Here is a 24,211-nt window from a genome sequence, read left to right as displayed (position 1 = left end):
CGGGGCGCATGGCCCCGCCCTGCGCATTACCACTGGTACGACGCACCCACGCCAACCGTGTTGCCGCCGCTCGACAGACCCACGCCGGCCTTCATCTTCAGGTTCTGCGTGATGCGGGCCTCGCCGCCGAACGCCACCGCCTGATAGCCCTTGTAGGTCGCACCGCCGACACCGAACGACAGCGTCTTGCCCGGATCCACGCCCGGAATCATCGTCAGCGCAGTGGCTGCCGCGATACCCGAGTACGCGTTCTTCGACACGTCGTTGATCTGGCTCCCCAGACCGCCGACCGCACGGTCGAGCTGACCCTTCGTCGCGGCGTCGTTCGCGCCCACGCCGTCGGCAATGTTCACGATCCGGCGGTTGCCGGTGTCGGTGCCGTTGCCGAACGAGACGGTGTTCGCCTCGTTCGCCACGGAGCCCGAGCCGATCGCCACCGAACCGCTGCCGGTCGCGTTCGAACCCTGGCCGATCGCCGTCGCGTTTTCGCCCTTCGCGGCCGAACCCCCGCCGATCGCCGTGCCGCCGCCTGCGGCCACCGTCGAACCGGAGCCGATCGCCGTGCCGTCGTTCACGCCGGTGCCGATCGATGAACCGGAACCTGCCGCCACGTTGCCGGTGCCGGTGCCGGGGTTCGCCGCCGACGAGCCGCCCGCGGTCTGGTCGGTCGCGCCGAAGTACGGGTTGGTGCCCGAACCGCCGCCGTTGCCGTCGCCCGGGTTGCCCGGCCGCAGTTCGAGGCCGCCGACACGGTCGTCGAGGTTGCCGATCTTGTCGTTCAGCGCGCTCAACTGCCCGTAGTTCACGGCGTCGTACTGGCTCGTACCGTCCGCGACGTTCGTCAGCCGCACCGGTGCCGCGCCCGACCCGCCGAGGGTCACCGAACCGAAGTTCGGCGTGCCGTCGCTGTTCAGGTCGTAACGTACCGCGAGCGAATCGGTCGCGCCGTAGGCCGCCGCCGCTTGCACGGCTTCCGCCACGGTCGAGTACTTCTGGCCCTTCACTTCGATCGCCGTGTTCGCGAGCGTGCCGTCCGCGTCGACCGTCGTGCCGCCACCGATCGTGTCCGCCACGCTCTGCGCCGTGCCGTGCAGCTGCGAGCCGTTGATCGCGTCCGTGCTGGTCGCGTTCACCGCACCCGCCGCCACGTTCGTCAGCGTCGTGCCGTTCGTGCCCTTCAACTTGACTTCGTCGAAGTTCGCCGATTCGTCATCGTTCGTGCTGTACGTCACTGCCAGCGACGTCAGGCCCGAACCCGGGTTCGTCGGATCGACCGGCGCGACGAGGCCAGCGCTCTTCAGTTGAGCCACGTTCACCGCGTCGGTGTCGTCCGTACCGGCAGCAACGTTCTTCAGCTGCACCGGGCCGGCCGACTTGCCGCCACCCAGCGTCACCGCGCTGTAGTTCGGCGTGCCGTCCGCGTTACGGTCGTATGTCACCGCGGCGATCGATTGACCCGTCACCGGATCCACCAGCCCCGAATCGGCAAGCTGGTTGTTGATCACCGTGATGTTCTTCGTGTTGGTCGCAACACGGCCATCCAGGTTGTCCAGCGCGTCGCCGACGTTGCGGTAGTCGGCCTTCGCCGCGACGTTGGCCGGATCGGTCAGCGAATACGTCGGCGCCGTCACGTTGCCGTTGGCGTCGACGGTCGAGCCGCCGCCCAGCGAATCCGCGACGCTCTTCGACACGCCATACAGCTGCGAGCCGTTCACCGCGTCCGTGCTGGCCGTATTCACCGCGCCGGCCTTCACGTTCGTCAGCGTCGTGCCGTCCGCGCCCCTCAGCTTCACTTCGTCGAAGTTCGCCGAACCATCGTCGTTCGTGCCGTACGTCACCGCCAGCGACATCAGGCCCGCACCCGGATTGGTCGGATCGACCGGCGCAACCAGGCCCGAATCCTGCAACTGACCCAGGTTCACCGCGTCATGCCGATCCACGCCATCCGCCACGTTCGACAGCGTCACCGGGCCGGCCGACTTGCCACCGCCCAGCGTCACCGCGTCGTAGTTCGGCGTGCCATCCGCGTTGCGGTTGTACGTCACTGCGGCAATCGCCTGGCCATCGTCGCCGATCAGGCCCGAGCCCTTCAGCTGGCTCACGTTCACTGCATCCGTGTCGGCCACACCGGCCTTCACGTTTGCAAGCGTCGTGCCGTTCGTACCCTTCAGCTTGACCTCATCGAAGTTCGCCGAACCGTCCGCGTTCTTGCCGTACGTCACCGCGAGCGACGTCAGGCCCGCACCCGGATTGGTCGGATCGACGGGCGCAACGAGGCCCGAATCCTGCAACTGACCCAGGTTCACCGCGTCATGCCGATCCACGCCATCCGCCACGTTCGACAGCGTCACCGGGCCGGCCGACTTGCCACCGCCCAGCGTCACCGCGTCGTAGTTCGGCGTGCCGTCCGCGTTGCGGTTGTACGTCACTGCGGCAATCGCCTGGCCATCGTCGCCGATCAGGCCCGAGCCCTTCAGCTGGCTCACGTTCACCGCGTCCTTGTCGGCCACACCGGCCTTCACGTTGGCGAGCGTCGTGCCGTTCGTGCCGCCGCCCAGCGTCACCGTGTCCTTCGTCGCGCTGTCGTACGTCACCGCCAGCGACGTCAGGTTGCCGTTGCCGTCGTCGCCCACCAGGCCCGCGTTCTTCAACTGGCCGAGGTTCAGTGCGTCATTGTCGTCCGTCGCATCCGCCACGTGCTTCAATTGCGTCGGGTTCGTGCCGTCACCCAGCGTCACCGAACCGTAGTTCGGCGTGCCGTCCGCGTTGCGGTCGTACGTCACTGCTGCGATCGCCTTGCCGTCGCCGCCGATCAGGCCCGAGTCCTTCAGCTGACTCACGTTCACCGCGTCCTTGTCGGCAACACCGGCCTTCACGTTCGCGAGCGTCGTGCCGTCCGTGCCGCCGCCCAGCGTCACCGTGTCCTTCGTCGCGCTGTCGTACGTCACCGCCAACGACGTCAGGTTGCCGTTGCCGTCGTCGCCGACCAGGCCCGCGTTCTTCAATTGGCCGAGGTTCAGTGCATCGCTGTCGTCGGTTGCATCCGCCACGTGCTTCAATTGCGTCGGGTTCGTGCCATCGCCCAGCGTCACCGAGCCGTAGTTCGGCGTGCTGTCTGCGTTACGGTCGTACGTCACTGCTGCGATCGCCTTGCCGTCGCCGCCGATCAGGCCCGAGTCCTTCAGCTGACTCACGTTCACCGCGTCCGTATCGGCAACACCAGCCTTCACGTTCGCCAGCGTCGTGCCGTCCGTGCCGCCACCCAGCGTCACCGAACCAAGGTTCGGCGTGCCATCCGCGTTACGGTCGTACGTCACTGCTGCGATCGACTTGCCGTCGTCGCCGATCAGGCCCGAGCCCTTCAGCTGGCTCACGTTCACCGCATCTTTGTCGGCCACACCGGCCTTCACGTTTGCGAGCGTCGTGCCGTCCGTACCGCCGCCCAGCGTCACCGAACCAAGGTTCGGCGTGCCGTCCGCGCTACGGTCGTACGTCACCGCAGCAATCGCCTTACCGTCGTCGCCGATCAAGCCCGAGTCCTTCAACTGGCTCACGTTCACTGCATCCGTGTCGGCAACACCCGCCTTCACGTTTGCAAGCGTCGTGCCGGCAGCACCACCCAGAGTGACCTTATCCTTCGAGGCCGTGTCATACGACACCGCCAGCGGGTTCAGGCCGATATCCAGATCCTTGATTGCTGCCGTCAGTTGATCCACGTTCACCGCATCGGTGCCCGCGACACCTTCCGCGACGTTCGACAGCGTCACAGCACCGGTCGACTTGCCGGCGCCCAGCGTCACCGCGTTGTAGTTCGGCGTGCCGTCCGTGTTGCGGTTGTACGTCACCGCAGCGATCGACTTGCCGTCGTCGCCGATCAAGCCCGAGCCCTTCAGCTGGCTCACGTTCACCGCGTCCTTGTCGGCAACGCCGGCCTTCACGTTCGCAAGCGTCGTGCCGTCCGTGCCGCCACCCAGCGTCACCGTGTCCTTCGTCGCGCTGTCGTACACCACCGCCAACGACGTCAGGTTGCCCTTGCCGTCGTCACCCACCAGGCCCGCGTTCTTCAATTGGCCAAGGTTCAGCGCGTCACTGTCGTCCGTTGCGTCCGCCACGTGCTTCAGTTGCGTCGGGTTCGTGCCGTCACCCAGCGTCACCGAACCGTAGTTCGGCGTGCCGTCTGCGTTACTGTCGTACGTCACCGCGGCGATCGCCTTGCCATCGTCGCCGATCAGGCCCGAGCCCTTCAGCTGGCTCACGTTCACCGCATCCTTGTCGGCAACGCCGGCCTTCACGTTCGCCAGCGTCGTGCCATCCGTGCCGCCGCCCAGCGTCACCGAACCGAGGTTCGGCGTGCCGTCCGCATTGCGGTCGTATGTCACTGCTGCGATCGCCTTGCCATCGTCACCGATCAAGCCCGAGCCCTTCAACTGGCTCACGTTCACCGCGTCCTTGTCGGCCACACCCGCCTTCACGTTCGCAAGCGTCGTGCCGTCCGTGCCGCCACCCAGCGTCACCGTGTCCTTCGTCGCGCTGTCGTACGTCACCGCCAGCGACGTCAGGTTGCCGTTGCCGTCGTCACCCACCAGGCCCGCGTTCTTCAATTGGCCGAGGTTCAGTGCATCGCTGTCGTCCGTTGCGTCCGCCACGTGCTTCAGTTGCGTCGGGTTCGTGCCGTCGCCCAGCGTCACCGAGCCGTAGTTCGGCGTGCCGTCCGCGTTGCGGTCGTATGTCACCGCGGCAATCGACTTGCCGTCGTCACCGATCAGGCCCGAGCCCTTCAACTGGCTCACGTTCACTGCATCCTTGTCGGCAACACCCGCCTTCACGTTCGCCAGCGTCGTGCCATCCGTGCCGCCTCCCAGCGTCACCGAACCGAGGTTCGGCGTGCCGTCCGCATTGCGGTCGTATGTCACTGCTGCGATCGCCTTGCCATCGTCGCCGATCAGGCCCGAGCCCTTCAACTGGCTCACGTTCACCGCGTCCTTGTCGGCCACACCCGCCTTCACGTTCGCAAGCGTCGTGCCATCCGTGCCGCCGCCCAGTGTCACCGAGCCGTAGTTCGGCGTGCCGTCCGCGTTACGGTCGTATGTCACCGCGGCAATCGACTTGCCGTCGTCACCGATCAGGCCCGAGCCCTTCAACTGGCTCACGTTCACTGCATCCTTGTCGGCAACACCCGCCTTCACGTTCGCCAGCGTCGTGCCATCCGTGCCGCCTCCCAGCGTCACCGAACCGAGGTTCGGCGTGCCGTCCGCATTGCGGTCGTATGTCACTGCTGCGATCGCCTTGCCATCGTCACCGATCAAGCCCGAGTCCTTCAGCTGGCTCACGTTCACTGCATCCTTGTCGGCAACACCCGCCTTCACGTTCGCAAGCGTCGTACCATCCGTGCCCTTCAGGGTGACCACTTCGAAGTTCGGCGAACCGTCACCGTTCGTGCCGTAGGTCACAGCCAGCGGATCCGTACCGCCACCGCCCAGGTTGGACAGCGCATTCAGCGCATCGCCCACGTTGCGATAGGTGGTGCCACCGATGGTGTACGTCGGATTCGTGATGGAACCGTCCGCGCCGACCGATGCATTGCCGCCAAAGGCTGCCACGGCATCCTTCAACTGGCTGACGTTCACCGCATCCGTGTTGGCCGTACCGCGCGCGACATAAATGATCTGACGCTGCTGCCCCGTCGAGCCCACCGAGATCGAGTTCAGTCGATCCGCCACCGAGCTCGCGCCCAGTGCGACCGAGTTCAGTGCGGTGCCCGTGACGCTGGACTGACGGCCGATGGCGATCGAGTTCGTGGCGAGCGGGTCGACCTGCGCGCTCGTGCCGAATGCCATGGAATCGGCCGCATTGGCCCGCGCCGTATTGCCGAACGCAAGGGCGTTGACGCCCGCGGCTCGCGCGTTGAAGCCCGCGGCGACCGCGTTGTTGCCCGAAGCGTTCGTGCCGTTACCCAGTGCGAGCGCGCTCGTACCGGTCGCTACGCCGCTCCCGAATGCGACAGCCCCCGTACCGGTTGCCGATGCACCCGCGCCGAGCGCGACCGAACCGGAGCCCGATGCTCCCGACTGTGCACCGATTGCGATCGACGTATCTCCGGTCGCGCTGGCTTCCGCGCCAATCGCCACACCGTACGTGCCCGCACGAACAAATGCGTTGTCGCTGCCGTCATTCAGGCCGTCGACCTGAACATACGGATCCGTGCCCGCAAGCGTGCCGATCGCGTCCAGTCGGCTGTTCACGTCCTGGATCGCTTGCTTGGTCGTCGTGTTGACGTTGTCGATGGCCGTCTGCGTGTTCGTCGACGCGATACCCATCAAGTCGTTGACCTGGCCGACGGTCGCCGCATCGCTGTCGGCTTCGCCGTTCTGCACGTTCGTGATTCGACGTTGCAGGCCCGTTGCGCTGTTACCGACGGAAACCGTACGGATCTCGTCCGCGACCGAGCCGAGGCCCAGTGCGATGGCATTGAGGCCGGTCGCCTGCGCGGCGACACCCGTGCCGCGGCCGCCGATATACGGGTTGCCGTTTGCCACGCTCTGCTGCAACTGCTGCACGTTGACCGCGTCGGTCGCCGCGACACCCGCGGCCACGTTCGACAGCGTCACCGGGCCGGTCGACTTGCCGCCGCCCAGCGTCACCGCGTTGTAGTTCGGCGTGCCGTCCGCATTACGGTTGTACGTCACCGCGGCAATTGCGTTGCCGTCGTCGCCGATCAGGCCCGAGCCCTTCAGCTGGCTCACGTTCACTGCGTCCGTGTCGGCAACGCCAGCCTTCACGTTGGCGAGCGTCGTGCCGTCCGTGCCGCCGCCCAGCGTGACCGTGTCCTTCGTCGCGCTGTCGTACGTCACCGCCAACGACGTCAGGTTGCCCTTGCCGTCGTCGCCCACCAGGCCCGAGTCCTTCAACTGGCCGAGGTTCAGCGCGTCGCTGTCGTCGGTTGCGTCAGCCACGTGCTTCAGTTGCGTCGGGTTCGTACCGTCGCCCAGCGTCACCGAACCGTAGTTCGGCGTACCGTTCGCGTTACGGTCGTACGTCACCGCAGCAATCGCCTTGCCGTCGTCGCCGATCAGGCCCGAGCCCTTCAGCTGGCTCACGTTCACCGCGTCCGTATCGGCAACACCCGCCTTCACGTTTGCGAGCGTCGTGCCGTTCGTGCCGCCGCCCAGCGTCACCTTATCCTTCGCCGTAGTGTCGTACACCACCGCCAACGATTCGCCCGTATCCGGGTCGATCACACCGCCACCCTTCAGCGAATCCTCCAGCGAACCGACGCGCGTGTTCGTCGCGAACAGTTGCGAACCGTTCACGGCGTCCGTGCTCGTGTTCGACAGCGCACCGTCTGCCACGTTGGTGATCTTGCGTTCGTTGCCGACGCTGCCAACCGATACGGTGTTGGACGCAGCGATCGACCCGTTACCCAACGCGACCGAATTGCCGCCGGCCGCCGTTGCATCGACGCCCAACGCAACTGCGTCCGTAACGGCATGCGCGTTAGTACCGAGCGCTGTGCCGTTCAGGCCAGCTGCCGATTTCGTACCGATCGCCGTTGCGTTCGCATTTTGCGCACGTGCACCCTGGCCAATTGCCACGCCATCCTGCGCGGCAATCACGTCATTGCCGATTGCGATACTGTTGGCCATGCCTGCGGTGGCGCTGCTGCCGATCGCGACGCCGCCGGCCGCGAGCGCTTTCGCGTTCGAGCCGATGCCAACCGCGCCGGCGCCCGTGGCACTTGCAGCATCGCTGCCATCGCCTGCGCCGTTCGCCTTGAAGTACGGGCTGTTGCCGTCGACAGTCGCGATGGCCGCGTTCAGTTGGGCGAGGTTCACCGCGTCGGTCCCCACCGTACCGGCCGCGAGGTTGGTGATCTGCCGTTCCGAACCGACGTTGCCGACCGAAACCGAATTAATCCGGTTCGCCACCGAGCCCGCGCCAAGCGCGACCGAATTGTCTGCCTGCGCATTGGCCCGGAAGCCGATGCCGATCGCCGACGCACCGCTTGCAACCGAGCTCTGGCCAAGCGCGACCGTGTTTATAGCCGATGCATTGGCACCATTGCCCACCGCAGTGGCATTGGTCGCGCCAGCGACGGACAGCGAACCGAGTGCCACCGTATTGTTCGCGTTGGCGTGCGAATTCACACCTGCCGCAATGGAGTTAATGCCTGTCGCTTCCGAACGCGTGCCGAGTGCCACCGCATTATCTGCGGATGCCATCGAACTGCCACCGAGCGCAACGGCTGAAGTCCCCGCGGCGCTCGCATTCGCGCCAATAGCAGTCGCGCTATTGCCTGCCTGCGCCGCTACCGCCGGGGCGTACGTACCTGATCTGACATTCACGTAGGGATCGTCGGCAGCCGCGATCGCGGCGTTCAACTGATTCACGTTAACTGCGTCCGTACCCTCCGTCCCCACAGCCACGTTCGTGATCTGGCGCTGCTGCGCCGTCGATCCGACGGACACGGCATTGGCGCGATTCGCCACACTGTTCGTGCCCAATGCAATAGACGAAGCCGCGCTCGCCGTCGAGTTGGTGCCCAGCGAAACACCCGAGCTTCCCGAAGCCATCGCGCCGTAACCCACCGCGACCCCGGCTCCGCCACCCATCGCACTCGCTTCGCCGCCGAGGACCGTTGCGGAAGAGCCCGAATGCCGCGCGTTCGTACCGATCACGATCGAACCGGTACCACCGGCCGTTGCGCTGTTGCCGATCGCGATCGAACCGTTCGCGCCCGTCACGTCACCGTCGATTGCCCTGGCGCCCGTTCCGATCGCAATCATGTTCGACGGAACAAAACGACCGGTCTGCGCGACGGCGGCTCCGCCGCCCACCGCCAGGTTGCCGGTACCAACCGCCGATGCGTATGTGCCGAGAGCCGTGGAGTTGTTGCCGGTAGCCGCCGCGCCACGACCCAAAGCCGTCGCTGACGCGCCGGTGGCGGCAGCGCCCACACCAACAGCCGTCGCTTCCGCCCCGGTCGCACGCGCGATCGTACCGAGCGCCACCGCATTCTGCGCGGTTGCTACCGTATTGCCGCCGAGCGCGACGGCCGATATCGCCGTGGCGCTCGCATTCGGACCGATGGCCGTCGCGCTATTATTCCCAACGGTCGCGGCCGCGTTGGCCGCATATGTCCCGGTGCTGAAGGCGACATACTGGTTATCCGTCGCCGCGATGGCAGCGTTCAGCTGATTCAAGTTGACCGCATCCGTGCCGACCGTACCGGCAGCGAGATTCTGGATGCGGTTGTTCGTCATGCTGACGGTATTGGCAAAATCCGTTGTGCCTGTGACGTGAACGCCATTGGCACCGTAAATCATCAAATGACCGTCCCGGCTGCCCGCCACCGATGCGGTGCTACCCGTTGAGCCGGGTCCGGATGCACCATTCAGATCACCACCATTTCCCAGCACGAACGAAGGCGCACGTCCTCCGTAGGTTGGATTGTTGGTACCGATAGCCGCACAGTTTGCGTTCGTCGTTGAAGCGGAGTAGCCGAACGTATGGCCAACCGCCCCGTTCGCTCCCCCGCACAGGTTCAGCGCGCCATTCCCGTTCGCCGTCTGCGCTTCCGCATCGATCGCAATCGCGCCGCCGCCAAAACCCGCCATGACCGCCACCGCGGCCGTTACCGACGAACGCATCGTCGAGTTCGATTTCTTGCGCGCACGCGCCGTTTCGGCTGCTGCGACCCATGTACCCGTCGTCGGATTCCAGACGGTTCGGTATGTCTTGTTCACGTTGATTGCCTCTATACGAAAGTGTGAGACGAAGTTCGAGCTACGTGAGGCAATATATTTTTTGCAACTGCTTTCGATAATCAGACAGCAATACGCGGCAAAACTTATTTACTAAGACTGGTCCGAATATGACGATGCCTGACACTTTTGCGAGGAAAACACCACACGACACTCGCCAGAAACACGGCATCGTTTGACACGCACGCCGATCGCGCCTTATAAACGCAGCGCGCAGGCCGCCTCGCAAACTAGGACCAGTCCTACCACTCCGAGCGAATTGCTTCGGACTGCCCTACATACCGGCGGCCCTGCCATCACGATAATTGGCTCGTTCCCCGAGCCGGCAGCGCAATCGCCTGTCATCCCACACGGCTTACGGATATCGCTACGCGTCGCGGTTCGCGAACGGCTCTCGTCGTTCGCCTCGCGCGCGGCCCCCGATTTGCGCATTGATTTCACGGTATTCGTCCCATGCCCATCCGAAACCTGTTCGTGTCCCCGGTGGACGCCAGCGCGCCGTTCGCGTCGATCGACGGCGAGGCGCGCGACCTGAGCCTGCTTCACCGCTACCAGCGCTTCACGCTGTACGGTGGCGCAGTGGTGCTGTCGCTCGTGATCCTGTTCGCGACGAGCGTGCTGCTCGACGGCTCGGTTCGCGACTACATCGCCAAACGGCGCGAGCTGTTCGCCACGCACAAGGCGCTCGTCGAACTCGAGATCGACGCGAAACAGGCATCGGTGCGGCGCTCGATAATCAACGCGGAGCTGCTGTGGAACAGCCACCCGCACCATTCGCGTAGCGCGGCCGAGGCGCTCGCACGCGACGGCCACGTCGTGCTGTCGCCGTTTCGAAACGTGAGCGACATCTTCGTGGCCACGACGCCCGAAGCGCTGGCCGGCAACGACGTCGACGAATACGTGCAATTGATGGAACGACTGACGATCTCGGTAGCGGCCGCCGAGCGGCAATCGGGGATGCCGCTGTCGGGCTACGCATACAGCCCCGACCGCAACGTGCTCGCGATCACGCCGCCGCCGTCGATGCCGTATCGCGACGTGCTGGAGCGCATCGGCGTGGCCGACACGCGCGCGCTGATCGACCGCCTTGCGTTCAACGTGGCCGACTGGTCGAACCCGGCCGTCGCGCGCTACTGGCGCGCGACGCGCCGCATCGCGTGGGAGCCGCCCGCGATCGATCCGCTCACCGGCAAGAAGGTGTTCCGTCTCGTCGAACCGGCGTTCGACGGCCCGCGGCACTTCATGACCTTCGTCAGCGATCTCGACGTGAACGTGATCGACGACCGGCTGAAGCAGGCGCCGGAAGATGCGGTCGTGATGCTGGTCGACCAGGCCGGCCGCGTGCTGCTCGACGAGGACCGCACGCGCGCGTCGATCGACGGCGCCGCGCTGATGCGCCACGCGCTCGCCGAGAACGCTTGGCGGCACGGCCTCCACCGCTTCCACGAAAGCTATCTGCACGGCGTGTTCACGATCAGCGACCGGATCGCCGACACGGGCTTCGCGATCGTCTATGCATATTCGTGGCGCACGATCGCGATCGCGATCTGGCCGACGATCGTGCGCGAGTTCGGCGTGGCCGCGCTGATCCTCGCCGTGCTGTGGACGCTCGTGATCGCGTTCGACCTGAAGGTGTTCGCGCCGGTGTTCCGCCGCTCGCGCCGCGTGTTCGAAACCGACGAGATGAGCCGCGCGATCATCGCGACGTCGCCGTTCGGCATCGTGCTCGTATCGCTCGATACCGACGCGGTGCTGCTGCGCAACCGGATGCACGAGCTGTACGAAAGCGCGGCCGGCGAGCCGCCGCTGCACGAGCGCCTGCTCGCGCGCTACCGTCAGGGGGCGGACGGCGCCCCGGTGCAGCTCGACGTGGAGTTCCCCGTGACGCTCGACGACGGCCGCGCGCGCGACCTGCTCGTCAACTTCGTGCGCGTGCGCTATCGCGGCAAGGACACGCTGCTGTGCGGCTTCTCCGACATCACGACGCGCGCCGACACCGAGCGCGCGCTCGACAGCGCGAACCGCGCGAAATCGACGTTCCTCGCGACGATCAGCCACGAGATCCGCACGCCGCTGAACGCGATGCTCGGCAATCTCGAACTGCTCGACAAGGCGCCCGACCGCAATCGCGAGAAGTCGCGGCTGCATGCGGTCACGTCGGCTGCGCGGATGCTGCTCGACATGCTGAATAACGTGCTCGACATGACCAAGATCGAAGCCGACCGGATGACGCTCGAAGCGACCAGCTTCCGCATCGACGAACTCGCGCGCGACATCGTCGAGCTGTTCGAGCCGATCGCGCGCGCGAAAGGCGTGGCGCTGCGCGTCGACGTCGATGCGCAGGCGGCGCAGCCATACGTAGGCGATCCGCTGCGCGTGCGGCAGATCGTCGTCAACCTGGTCAGCAACGCGATCAAGTTCACCGATCGCGGCACGGTCGCGCTGTCGGTGACGGCGCCCGTGGCCGACGGCACACCCGTGATGATCCGCGTCAGCGACTCAGGAATCGGCATGACGGCCGCGCAGCTCGAACACGTGTTCGAGCCGTTCGCGCAGGCCGACGAATCGATCGCGCGCCGCTTCGGCGGCACGGGCATCGGGCTGCCGCTGAGCAACCGGCTCGCCGAATCGATGGGCGGGCGCATCGCCGTGGACAGCGTGCCGAACGTCGGCTCGACCTTCGTCGTGTCGCTGCCGTTGCCGCTCGACCATCAGCACGGGTTGCAACCGGCACCGGCCGGTGGCGATACGCCGGACCTGCGCGTGCTGTTCGTCGACGACAACCCGGTCAACCGCTCGCTCGTGCACGATCAGCTCGACGTGCTCGGCTATCGTGCCGACGTGGCGTCGAGCGTCGCGGAGGCGCTCGATCTCGTCGAGCGGCACGACTACGCGATCGTCATGACCGACCTCAACATGCCGGGCCTCGACGGCTATGCGCTCGCGCGGATGCTGCGCGAACGCGGCCGCGCGCTGCCGATCCTGGCCGTGACCGCGCATGCGGAGCCGGACGAGATGCGGCTGTCGAAGGAAGCCGGCATCGACGAGATCGTCACGAAGCCGACGTCGCTGCGCTCGCTCGAACAGGCGATCGCGAAATACACGGGCCCGTGGCGGCCGGGCCGCGCGATCCCGCCGGCGCCGGCGAGCACGCGCGGGCCGCTGCCGCGCGACCTGCGCGCGGCGCTGGTCGACGCGACGAATCGGGCCAATGCCGCGATCGCGCGTGCGCTCGAATACGGCGACCTGAAGGCCGCCCGCGCGGAGATCCACAGCATGCGCGGCGCGTTCGCGATGATCGGCGAGCGCGACGTGTCGGGCCTCTGCGCGTCGCTGGAAGCGCTGGCGCTGGCCGGCGACGCGGTGGCGTTCGCGCGGGAGTTCGAGCAGTATCGAAACAGCGCCGAAGGCGCGCTCACCCGGCGCGCCGAAGCCGGTGCGGAGCAGCGTGCCGACCCGCTCGCGATGGCGGCGGCGAAGCATTGAGGATGAAGCGGGAGCGAAGCGGGCATGCGGCTCGCTTCGGTTCGTCCGGATGACGAACAAAGGAAGTGCGCGGCAACCGTGGGCCGGTGTTCGACGCTCGCATAAGGCAGCGTGAGGAGTAGTGCTACAACCAACGTAGCGCGCATGACGGCCGGGCCCAACGACCGCCGTCGAATATGCGTCACGGTGCCGCGCAAACCAAGCTTAACGTCTCCGGATGCCGCATCCAATAGGACTGAACCGATTCGCGCTCGGATTCGTTCCCGTTATAAAGACCGCCGTTCATTGACGGATGGCGGCCGGTTTCGTCGACGTCTCGCGCGCATTCATCGTCACGGTGGGCGGCGAACGAGATCCTCGTGCGGCGTGCAACGGGCGCATCGAAACAATCGGCCGACACGTTTTTCAACACATCGGTGATGAAACGACGACGCGGCCAGCCAATGCAGGCGCCCCGAAATCGTTGTGCAGCAAGCAAGCGAGACATTGGCCTGATGGCCAGTTCTGCGGAAACGCACATAACCATCACCCGAAACCGGTCGAACTTGGCTACAGTGGTTGCACGTTTTCGCAAGGACGTTCAGGGCATGTCGGCACGCGAGGCATGTGACGAGGTGACGATCGAAATCCACTGCGTAAACGAGCGCGGCCTGCAGATGTAGGAGCACCTGCAGGCCGCTGACCACAACCAACTCAACATAGGAGTTGACCATGGCTGACGCGAATCATAGCGCACCGTTTCTTTTCCAAGACTGTTTCGTCAACACTCAGACATCTTTTCAATCTCGCCGCATCGTCCCGCATATCAGGCTCACCGATATGGCGCCACCTATCCTGCATCTGTGGATGAAGCTGTCCGGCCGGTGGATCGAGGCGGCGGGCTTCGAGCCCGAGCAGCGCTTGCAGATCGAGGTGTCGCACCAGCGGCTGGTGATCACGCCGATCGACGATGCGAGCCGCGATCCTGTCGGGAAGAAGGGATTCCCCGCTTTCGATACCACGATGGAACAGCAGCAGCCGCAGTTCTCGGCGGTCACGGGAGACGCACAATGAATCGCGACGACCAGAATCATGACACCGACAACGTGCCGACCGATTTCGACTTCTACGACGTCGGGGAACTGGCGGCCAAGTCCGCACTCGTGCTGAAACTCAACTCGCTGATCGCCTCGCAAGCCCTGACCGAGGACGAGGCTGCGGCGCTCGCGGAAATGGCCCGGCCGGCGGTCACGCCCGAGCAGCGCGAGAGGCTCCGGAACGTTTCGCTGGATCAACTGATGGTGACGCTGGCGGCATTTGGCCAGCATGTGGAAATCGTGGTGCGGCCTGTGGGGAAATCGGGCCCGGCGGGTATCACGGTTTCGGTCTGACAGCGGGCGTAGCACGACAAGGAAAGGTGTGGCAGCCGGAAGCGCGTCGGCACTCGCGTAAGGCGACGTCAGGCGTAGGTGCTATCAAGGAAATAGCATGACGGCGGCCGGGGCCAACGGCCGCCACCGCAGCGCCTTCGGCGCCACACCCCTTCCATTTAACGTGGCCGATTGTCACAGCCAATCGGAGCAGGTCGATTCTGCAACCCGTCAAGCGCGCTTCTGCCGTGTTCAGCACGATCAAGAGACGATCGCTGTTTTCCAAACGTCGGAAGTCTGCCCGCGTTTTTCCGGTCATCCGCATCGAACCCGCAAAAAGCCGCTGCCGCTGACCACGGCAGCGGCTAACCCGACGAATCGCCCGATCCGCCGTGCGTCTGATACACACGCTGACTGCTGGATAGTCGCTTGCGCGGCCGGTTCGTCGTTTCGCGCGATCAGACCTGGATCGTCGACGTCTCGCGCGCATTCATCGTCACGGCCAGCGGCGGAAAGGTGGCCACGCTGCGCATCGCGCTGTAGAACTTGTTCATCACGACGTCGATGCCGCAGTTCGCCATCGTTCGGCCCAGCCCGTGCGAATACAGCATCTCGGGCTGCAGCGGAAAGCAGCGGTCGAGCAGGAAGCGCGCGCCGGCCGGCGAGATCGTATAGGCGCAGATTCCGTAGAACTCGAGCAGGTTCATCACGAGCACCGGGCCGCGGTCGTTCTGGAAAGCGCCGATCGCATCGGTGAGCGCCGCTTCGTCGAAGCGCATCGTCACCGGCGTGCGGCTGTTGAAGATCGACCCGCGCAGGATCGAATCGAAGTTGTAGCCCCACGCGACGAAATCGTGACGCCCGGGGTTGTCGCGCAGGAATTGCAGCGTGGCGTCGTGGAAGTCCGGCCGGAAGATCGCATCGTCTTCGGCGATCGTCACCAGCTCGCTGCCGGATGCGATGTCGGTCCACAGACGGTGCGTGGTCATCGCGATGCCGAACGCGCCGCGCGTGTACGGCAGCCCGGGCGCGAACAGGCCGGATGCCGCGAGATCGGCATCCGACAGCGCGCGTCCGTCGATCGCGTCGACGAACTCGAAATCCAGATGGGGGTTGTTCACGCGGAACGCGTGCCGGCGCGCATGGCTGCGGCGCAGCGAAATGACCTGGACGGTCGAGCGCACGGCCGGATCTCCGGCAAGCAAAGCGGGCGCGTTCGTCGCCATCATTGCCAGCCCGTCACGACCGAGATCCCGAACACGATGCCGAGCACGATGCCCACCGCGCGGCCTTGCAGGATCGGCTTCAATGCGGCCGGCTCGAAGAACGGATCGATCGTGTCCTCCCGGTTGCGCCATGCGGCGAACGCAGGCGGCACGAGCAGCACGAATGCCATCAGCACGGCCGAGACGAGCGTCACCGCCACGCCGCCGGCATTCCATCGCGTGCCGGCTTCGATCACGAAATGCACGAGCGCGACTGTCGCCGAACTCGCAATCATGCTGACCACCGCGCCTTTCACCAGATTATCTGCATCACTCATCGACTGTCCTCCATCGCATGTTTCAAGCCGATCGACATCGGCGGATGCTGCGTATTACAGGTGAGTTGGACGCGAATCTCTATCGGACGGGTCTTATTGTCCGGCGGCGGCGCGAAGGAATCGGACCAGGCCTACACCGGCGGGCCCGGGCCGATGCGGCGCCGCCCGCCGAACGAAGGCGACGCATTACCCGCAGGCACGGCGGCCCCACGCCGCCCCTCCCCATTGGCAGCCCCCGAGACTCATCGTGTTGGCCCTTTTAGGACTGGTCCGATTTAGTTGCCGGCAGCGTATCCATAAAGTGGAACCCATCACGGCGCCAGGCCTTCCGCCGCAACCGGCATGACGCACGCGACGCCTTTGGTCCGCAACGTCTCGACACGAACGTTCGGCGCCCTCCCCGACTGACGATGCAACCGATCGCCGCGCCGATGCGCGATCGGTTTCCCGGAGCGATTTCACATGCAGATCACGACGTACGACATGCCCACTCTCGCCGACATCCCGCATCTGCAAGACAACCACGACGATGCCGTTCAGGCCGTATCGACCGGCGCGGAAGCGGCGCCGGGAAGGCTCGACGAATCCGTCGCCGGCGCCACGCAGATGCTGATCGATCGCGGCGACGTCACGCGTGCCGCCGAGCTTGCCGCCGAGCACTGGCGGATGCATCCCGCGTCGCCGGCGGCGGCTTTCAATTGCGGTTACGCACTCCAGGTGGCCGGGCGTCACGCCGATGCGATCGTGCCGTACCGCAAGGTGCTCGACCTGGCACCCGCGTGGCCGTCGCTGAAGAACAATCTCGCGCTCGCGATCCGCATGTCGGGCGGCGACTCCGACGTGGAACACGCGCTCGTCGAAGGCGCGCTCGACGACGATCCGCACGACGCCCGGGCCTGGACGAATGCGGTGATCACGCGTCTCAACCGATTCGACCTGGACGGCGCGCAACGCGCGGCCACGCGTGCCGTGTGGCTCGCGCCGGACAGCCCACGCGCGACGAACAATGCGGCCACCATGCTCAAGGAGGCGCAGCAGTGGGACGACGCCGAGCGATATGCGCTGCGCACCTGCGCGCTCGATCCGCACGACCCGGCACACCGCTACAACCTGTCGCTGCTGCGCCTCGCGCGCGGTGACTTCGCGTCGGGCTGGGCCGATTACGAAGCCCGCTGGCGCGGCGCGGGCGAGTTGCGCGGCAGGCTGCCCGTGTTTGCGCAGCCGCGCTGGCGCGGCGAATCGCTAGCGGGCAAAACGCTGCTCGTCTGGGGCGAACAAGGGCTCGGCGACGTGCTGCAGTTCAGCCGCTACCTGCCGCTGCTCGCGGAGCGCGTGCATCGCGAAGGCGGACGCATCGTGTGGAACGTATTTCCGGAATTGGGCGCACTGATCGCGCGCAGTCTCGGCCATCACGCCGACGTCTTCGACATCGGCACCCGCATCGAACGCCTGCCCGACCACGACTACGAACTGCCGCTGATGAGCATTCCCTGGCTACTCGGCCTCGACGCCGACGCGCTCGTCACGTCCGTGCCCTATCTCCGTGCGGATGTCGCGGCCACCGACGCATGGCGCAATGCGCTCGCCGGCGAGCGGCGGATGAAGGTCGGCCTGGTATGGACCGGCAGTCTCACGCACCAGCGCAACCGCTTCCGCCGGGTCGGGCTCGAGCGCTACGCAGACGCGTTCGGCAACTTGCAGCAGGACGTCGCGTTCTACTCGCTGCAGCCGGGTGCGCAGCACGACATCGAGGCGGCGCGCGCGGCCGGCTTTGAAGTGTCGGACATGACACGCGAATGGAAGACGCTCGACGACACCGCAGCGTTCATCGGCGCACTCGATCTCGTGATCACCGTGTGCACGTCGGTCGCGCACCTGAGCGGCGCGCTCGGCCAGTTCACGTGGGTGCTGCTCGACGCGAACCCGCACTGGGTCTGGCAGCACGACCGGCGCGACAGCCTGTTCTATCCGGGCGCGTCGCTGTACCGGCAACGGACGTTCGCCGACTGGGGGCCCGTGCTCGACGAGGCGGCGGCGGATCTTCGCGATCTCGCCGGCCGCGACGTCGAATAGCCGGGAGCGCAGCATGGACTACAACATCTGCGTCGTCCGGCCGCCGGACAACCCGCATACGGCAGCGTTCGACGAACTCGCGGAAGTCATTGCATACGGCCTGCACGATCTCGGCCACGCCGTCCACATGAACGACAACGTCCTGATGCCCGGCGCGCGCAACATCATGATCGGCTGCCATCATGCCGAGCCGCGGTCGATCGAGCACGTGCCGGCCGACACGATCGTCGTCAACACGGAGCAGATTCACGTGGACGAGCGCGACTGGAACGAGCGGATCTACTTCTGGACCTCGCGCTTCGAAACCTGGGACTACAGCGAACGCAATCTCGCGAAGCTTCACAGCGTCGGAATACGCGATACGCGCCATCTGAAACTCGGCTTTCATCCGGCGCTGCGCCGCATTCCGGCAACCGTGGAGCAAGACATCGACGTCCTCTTCTACGGTTCGATCGGGCCACGGCGTCAGGCCGTGCTCGACACGCTGGCCGCGCGCGGGCTGAAGGTATGCACCGTTTATGGCGTGTACGGCGAAGCGCGCGACGCATTGATCGCACGTGCGAAAGTCGTGCTGAACCTGCATCACTATGCGTCGCACATCTTCGAGATCGTGCGCGTGTTCTACCTGATGACCAACGGCAAGGCGATCGTCGGCGAAGTGTCGCCGACCACGGCGGTCGATGCCGACTATGCGGGCGGGTTCCGCGCGGCGCCGTATGACGCGCTGGTCGATGCATGCGTCGAGCTGGTGCGTGACGTCGAACAGCGTCGCAAGCTCGAGGCGGCGGCACTGGAAACGATCGCGCGGATACCGCAGGCACGGGAACTCGCTGCGCTGCTGGCGCGGGAGGCGGTGGCCGAGTAGCCGCCCGACGCATTCGATCGAGCGTGGCCCCAAGAATCAGGCCAGTCTGATTTCCTGCCGACACGCCATTCCGGACAATAGCGCTGCGGGATGACCGACGCTGCATTTTTTCGGTCGATCGACGCGAAGCAAACCTCCCCGTCTTGACGCCGCTTCCCGGAGGCGGCGATTTTTTTACACCGCGGCATCCGTCGCACGCAATCGGACGACACCATCGTGAAAGAACGCGCCACCGTCCTGTGCCGACGCGGCGACCGGATTCTGCTGGTCGCCCGATTGCACGCCCGCTGGGCGCTACCCGGCGGCCGGCCCAAACCCGGCGAATCGCTGAGCGACGCCGCGCGCCGCGAACTCGCGGAAGAAACCGGGCTCGTCTGCCGGAACCTGCGCTACCTGTTTCGCGCGGCCGGCAAGCACAAGCTGCATCACGTGTTCCTGGCGGATCTCGACGCGCACGCGATAGCCCGTCCATCCCGGGAAATCGCGCACTGCGCGTGGTTCGACCGGCTGGCGATCGCGTCGATCGATTGCAGCAAGCCGACACCCGCGATCGTCGAACTCGCACTCGACATGACGCACATCGCCCCGCCCGTGACCTTCATGATTCATGTCGAAGCGGCGTAGAAAATGCTGACGGAATGAGTTTTGGAGGATTCGCCGATGGGCGTGATGGCCTCGATCGGAGGCAGTTGCAGGATGACGTGATCGGCACCCGGCGTGGTTTCGGTGGCGCCGGAAGCGATTGGATGCCAGCGAAACCACGAAGAGGCCGACAAAAGGCTCGGCGGGCTCACAGCCCGCCGAGCCTCATTTTGTTGGCAGCTTTTACTGCTGAATCGTCGCCTGCGCGGCCAGCTTGTCGACCAGCGCGGTCATCGCGCTTTGCCGGGCCTGCTGCTCCAGTTGCTGTCGCAGCACGCCCTTGGCCTTGTCGAAGCTCGGCACGACCACCGGGCGCTTGTCGTCGAGCTTCACGAACGCATACGCATTGCCGATCCGGATCGGGCCGGAGACGGCGCCCGGCTTCAGCGACGTCATCGCCTGCGCGAGCGGCATCGGCAGCCCGCCCGTACGGCCTTCGGCCAGCGGCGTCTTCAGCTCGCTCCACTCGGCCACGCCGCCGTTGGCGGTCGTGTTGTACTTCTTCGCGACCGTGTCGAAGGCCGCGCCCTGCTTCAGCTCGGCGGCCGCCGCATTCGCCTTCGCGGGATCGGCCACGGCCACCACTTGCGCCCGGTATTCGAACTGCGCCGCGTTCGCGACGATGTAGTCGTAACGCGCCTTCACCTGCGCATCGGTCACACGCTGCGCGCCCAGCGCGTCGCGCAGGTACAGATCGGCCGCCGCGTTCGCACGCGCACGCGAGACGATGCCCTGCACTTCGGGGCGGCTGCCGTAGTTCGCCTTGTCGGCGGCCTGCTCGACCAGTTGCCGCACGATCAGGTCGCGCTTCACCGCGTCGCGCAGCGCCGGCGTATCGGCTTGCCCGGATGCGTTGACGATCGCGTCCACGTCGCTCTGCGCGATCGGCATGTTGTTCACCACGGCGACGACGCCTTTCGGCAGCGTGGCCGCGCCGGCTTCGGCCGCGACGACGCTCGTCATGCCGGTAGCGCAGACGAGTGCGATCACGGCGGGAATGGCTTGAATACGAGTCTTCATGATGGAGTCCTTGATGAATGACCGCGCACGAAGGCTGCGCGTATGAACGATGGAAACGACATGGCGCCGGCGGCACGCTCGATCGCGATGCTTCGTCGGTGATGCACCGCTCGGGGTGTATCGGTATCGCACATGACACGGGGCGAGCCGCCGCACCGCATACCCGTTGCCGTGACCGGCGACGGCGATGCGCGGCATGCGAAACCCGTCGGCGACCGCCGACAGGAAAGAGTGCCCTGCGCTCGCATACGGCAGCGTTGTTACGTTGGCCGCTCGGTCCACTCGATCGGCCGCGACCGTGCCCACCGGCCGCCGCAAGGCACTCTTCCCTGTCGCTCGGCCAGACGCCGCGTTCCGTGCCGCGCGTCGAGCGCGGAAAAAAGACGCCGCCCGCATCGGGCGGCGTTCGGAACGAAGACAAGCTTCGGGTACGAGGTATCGAACGGATCACCATGCAACCGTTCGACCGACACATTGTGGATAGAGGCCGACGACGACACAATCAGCCTGGTCCTACATCGCGCGGGTTTCCTGTCACCTCGATGAAAACCTCGGCGCGGCATGGAACGCGATGCTTTCCCGCGCCGCGTTCCATGCGGACAACGCACGACGTGCCGCCTGAATCAGACACGTCTGATTGGAACGCTTCGGGCCGATACGAATAATGAAATGGCTCCCGGACAGGCATGCATCCGGTGCCGCCGCGAGCGTTCTCTTTTCATCTTCCCGTATCGAGGATCCCGTTTGAGTCATCGCATCAACCTGACGCAGGTCGTCACGGCAGTCCGGCGGGCCGCGCTGCCGCTGTTCGCCGCCGCTATCGCAAGCGGCGCGCATGCTGCCGCCACCGCCCCGACGCAAGATCAGCACGACTTCGATTACGCCCATCAGCAGGCGTGGCAGATCGAGTCGGGCGATTCGCAATCGCCGATCGACATTCGATCGGGCACCGTCGTGCAGGCCGAACGCTTGCCCGACGTGAACGACGCGATCGTCGTGCATGTCGCCCGCGGCGGTGCGACCGTCGTGGACAACGGACACACTGTCCAGGTCGTGCCGAAGGAAAGCGACGTGATCATCCGCGGCCGTCACTTCAGATTGCTTCAGGCGCACTTCCACGCACCGGCCGAGCACACGATCGACGGCCGGCGCTATCCGCTCGAAGGCCACTTCGTGTTCCGTGCGCAGGACGGCCGGCTTGCCGTCGTGGCCGTGCTGTACCGCGCCGGCACGGAAAACGCGCAGTTCGCATCGATCGTGCGCGCGGCGCGACGCGACGTTGCATCGCCGCTCGCGTCGTTCAATGCGGCGAAGCTGATGCCGGACGATCTCGGAAGCTATTACCACTACCTCGGCTCGCTGACGACACCGCCGCTGACCGAGAACGTCGAATGGTATGTGCTGCAGGACGCGGTGGAACTGTCACAGGACGACATCGCCGCGTTCACGCAGCACTACTCGCACAACGCGCGCGCCACGCAGCCGCTGAACGGGCGCCCGCTGCTGAAATATCAATCGAACTGAAGTTCGAAGGGTGGGATCGCGTCGATCTCGCATGAACCTGGCCGCCGCGTAATGCGGCAGTGCGGTAACGCAGTAACGTGAAACGGCCAGTCTCTCGACTGGCCGTTTTCATTACCTATTCAATCCGGCATCAGTCCGGCAACCGCGCCGCCAGCGCATCGACGTGCTGCTGGTCGGCATTGACCGCCCGCGTGATCCTGCGGCCGTACTCCGGATCAGCCTTCTGGAAGTACGACAGCATCGTGTACTTGACCTGCTCATTCTTCACCTGCCCCAGATCGCCCGCGAGATTCGCAATCAGGTCCTTGCGCTCGCTCTCCGACAGCGATCGATAGAACGCACCGGCCTGCGCGAAATTCTGCGTCCGGGCCAGCGGCGCCTGCTGCGTCGTGCCGGCCAACGGCAACTGGCTGTACTTGTTCCGTGCATCCGCTGACAGATCCTTCGCGTCGCTCGGCTCATAGTTCACCGTACCCTTGGTCATGCCGCCGTTCATCGCGCCGTCCTGGTTGTGGTTCGCCACGTCGGCACGCGGGCGGTTCACCGGCAATTGCAGGCCGTTCGTGCCGACCCGATGCAGTTGCGTATCCGCATAGGCGAACAGGCGCCCTTGCAGCAGCCGGTCTTCCGACGGCTCGATGCCCGGCACCAGGTTCGACGGCGCCATCGCGGCCTGCTCCGTTTCCTGGAAGATGTTCGCCGGATTGCGGTCGAGCGTCATCGTGCCGACCTTGATCTCGGGAATGCCCGGCCAGATCTTCGTCGCATCGAGCGGATCGAAATCGAAGCTCGCGAGCTGCGCGGGTTTCAGCACCTGGATATACAGATCCCATTTCGGGAAGTTGCCGGCGGAAATGGCCGCCTGCAAATCGCGCGTCATGTGATTGAAATCCTTGCCCTGGATGCGCTCCGCTTCCTTTGCATCGAGGTTGTGCTCGCCCTGCAGGCTCTTCCAGTGGAACTTAACGTAGGTCACTTCGCCACGCGCGCTGATGAACTTGTACGCATGCACGCTGTTGCCGTCCATCTCGCGATAGCTCCTCGGCGTGCCGTAGTCCGAATAGAGGCGCGTGAGCATGTGCGTCGCCTCGGGCTGGTGCGAGAAGAAATCGAAGAAGCGGTTCGGGTCCTGGATGTTCGTGTCCGGCGCCGGCTTCAGCGAATGAACCATGTCCGGGAACTTGATCGCGTCGCGGATGAAGAACACCGGCAGGTTATTGCCGACGAGATCCCAGTTGCCTTCCGACGTATAGAACTTCGTCGCGAAGCCGCGCGGGTCGCGCAGCGTCTCGGGCGACGTGCCGCCGTGGATCACGCTCGAGAAGCGGACGAACACCGGCGTATCGGTGCCCGGCGCGAACACCTTCGCCTGCGTGTATTCGGAGATGTCGCGGGTCGCGACGAAATGGCCGTACGCGCCGGTGCCGCGCGCATGCACGACGCGCTCCGGAATGCGCTCGCGGTCGAAACGCTGCAGCTTCTGGATCAGGTTCACGTCCTGCAGCAGCACGGGGCCGCCGGGGCCGGCCGTCTGCGAGTTCTGGTTGTCGCCGACGGGCGCGCCGTTGTCGCGCGTCAGCGTCGATGCGCTCGCGTGGAAAGTGGTGAAGGTCGCGCAGACCAGCAATGCGGTGCGCCATGCAGCTCTCGTGTCGTACATCTGTCGACTCCATGTTTCGAATGGGGTCCCAATGTAATTCGCACGTAAGCCCGCCGTGAATTGACTTATTCATATCGGCGCGATTGGTCATGCCTATCGCCCCGATGCGAGGCCGCACACACGAAAAAAAACGCCGCCCCAACGGGCGGCGCATCGAACGAAGACTCGCTTCGGATACGGAGAATCGAACGACAATCACCGAACGCTCGACTCGCGGCATTGTCGCGGAGCGACGGGCCGCGACGCAATCGGACCGGTCCGAACACACCGCCATTTTCAGACTGGGCC

General features: G+C 65.5%; 13 protein-coding genes. 7 read left to right on the top strand and 6 right to left on the bottom strand.

Going from position 1 to position 24,211, the window contains the following annotated elements:
• Positions 1-26: 26 nt before the first annotated feature.
• On the bottom strand, positions 27-9,743 hold the full coding sequence (locus tag FPJ27_RS25665; protein ID WP_239483380.1) for a YadA-like family protein: 9,717 nt from the start codon (positions 9,741-9,743) through the stop codon (positions 27-29).
• A gap of 471 nt (positions 9,744-10,214) precedes the next feature.
• On the opposite strand from FPJ27_RS25665, the gene FPJ27_RS25660 reads away from it, so the two are divergent.
• Positions 10,215-13,247, top strand: a complete 3,033-nt coding sequence (locus FPJ27_RS25660; RefSeq protein ID WP_204426155.1) for an ATP-binding protein — start codon at positions 10,215-10,217, stop codon at positions 13,245-13,247.
• Positions 13,248-13,428: 181 nt separating this feature from the next.
• Here FPJ27_RS25660 and FPJ27_RS25655 read toward each other — a convergent pair whose 3' ends face one another.
• Positions 13,429-13,734 (bottom strand): hypothetical protein, encoded by a 306-nt coding sequence (locus tag FPJ27_RS25655; protein WP_204426154.1) that lies wholly within the window; start codon positions 13,732-13,734, stop codon positions 13,429-13,431.
• A 224-nt stretch (positions 13,735-13,958) separates the two neighbouring features.
• On the opposite strand from FPJ27_RS25655, the gene FPJ27_RS25650 reads away from it, so the two are divergent.
• Both FPJ27_RS25650 and FPJ27_RS25645 read left to right on the top strand, forming a co-directional pair.
• Positions 13,959-14,300: a SymE family type I addiction module toxin gene (locus tag FPJ27_RS25650; RefSeq protein ID WP_204426153.1), complete on the top strand. Its 342-nt coding sequence runs from the start codon at positions 13,959-13,961 to the stop codon at positions 14,298-14,300.
• Entirely contained in the window at positions 14,297-14,617 is a 321-nt protein-coding gene (locus FPJ27_RS25645; protein ID WP_072435830.1) for an XRE family transcriptional regulator, read from the top strand. Before FPJ27_RS25650 ends, FPJ27_RS25645 begins: the two co-directional genes overlap by 4 nt.
• Before the next feature lie 437 nt (positions 14,618-15,054).
• On the opposite strand, the gene FPJ27_RS25640 is transcribed toward FPJ27_RS25645, so the two are convergent.
• Together FPJ27_RS25640 and FPJ27_RS25635 are read right to left on the bottom strand one after the other, a co-directional pair.
• Positions 15,055-15,825: a glycosyltransferase family 25 protein gene (locus tag FPJ27_RS25640; RefSeq protein WP_204426152.1), complete on the bottom strand. Its 771-nt coding sequence runs from the start codon at positions 15,823-15,825 to the stop codon at positions 15,055-15,057.
• On the bottom strand, positions 15,822-16,139 hold the full coding sequence (locus FPJ27_RS25635) for a hypothetical protein (RefSeq protein ID WP_204426151.1): 318 nt from the start codon (positions 16,137-16,139) through the stop codon (positions 15,822-15,824). The genes FPJ27_RS25640 and FPJ27_RS25635 overlap by 4 nt, the downstream gene beginning before the upstream one ends.
• Positions 16,140-16,601: 462 nt before the next feature.
• Here FPJ27_RS25635 and FPJ27_RS25630 point away from each other — a divergent pair, with 462 nt between their 5' ends.
• The 3 genes from FPJ27_RS25630 to FPJ27_RS25620 all read left to right on the top strand — a co-directional run bounded on the left by FPJ27_RS25630 (position 16,602) and on the right by FPJ27_RS25620 (position 19,701).
• Positions 16,602-18,212, top strand: coding sequence for a hypothetical protein (locus tag FPJ27_RS25630; RefSeq protein ID WP_204426150.1), 1,611 nt, complete (start codon positions 16,602-16,604; stop codon positions 18,210-18,212).
• A gap of 13 nt (positions 18,213-18,225) precedes the next feature.
• Positions 18,226-19,077 (top strand): hypothetical protein, encoded by an 852-nt coding sequence (locus tag FPJ27_RS25625; RefSeq protein WP_072435834.1) that lies wholly within the window; start codon positions 18,226-18,228, stop codon positions 19,075-19,077.
• 216 nt (positions 19,078-19,293) lie between these two features.
• Positions 19,294-19,701, top strand: coding sequence for an NUDIX hydrolase (locus tag FPJ27_RS25620; RefSeq protein ID WP_204426149.1), 408 nt, complete (start codon positions 19,294-19,296; stop codon positions 19,699-19,701).
• A gap of 201 nt (positions 19,702-19,902) precedes the next feature.
• Here the strand turns inward: FPJ27_RS25620 and FPJ27_RS25615 are convergent, their stop codons facing one another.
• The gene (locus FPJ27_RS25615; protein ID WP_204426148.1) at positions 19,903-20,739 is read right to left on the bottom strand and encodes a peptidyl-prolyl cis-trans isomerase; all 837 of its coding nucleotides are present in this window, start codon (positions 20,737-20,739) and stop codon (positions 19,903-19,905) included.
• Between the two features lie 744 nt (positions 20,740-21,483).
• On the opposite strand from FPJ27_RS25615, the gene FPJ27_RS25610 reads away from it, so the two are divergent.
• A complete protein-coding gene (locus FPJ27_RS25610; protein ID WP_204426147.1) occupies positions 21,484-22,263 on the top strand; it encodes a carbonic anhydrase family protein in 780 nt (259 codons plus the stop codon).
• Between the two features lie 130 nt (positions 22,264-22,393).
• Here FPJ27_RS25610 and FPJ27_RS25605 read toward each other — a convergent pair whose 3' ends face one another.
• On the bottom strand, positions 22,394-23,923 hold the full coding sequence (locus tag FPJ27_RS25605) for a catalase (protein ID WP_204426146.1): 1,530 nt from the start codon (positions 23,921-23,923) through the stop codon (positions 22,394-22,396).
• Between the last annotated feature and the right edge of the window lie 288 nt (positions 23,924-24,211).

The organism is Burkholderia sp. MS455 (genome assembly GCF_016899445.1).
In the GTDB taxonomy this organism is placed as follows: domain Bacteria; phylum Pseudomonadota; class Gammaproteobacteria; order Burkholderiales; family Burkholderiaceae; genus Burkholderia; species Burkholderia pyrrocinia_C.
Note: the sequence above shows the minus strand (reverse complement) of the source record. Positions and strands in the feature narration are given on the sequence as shown.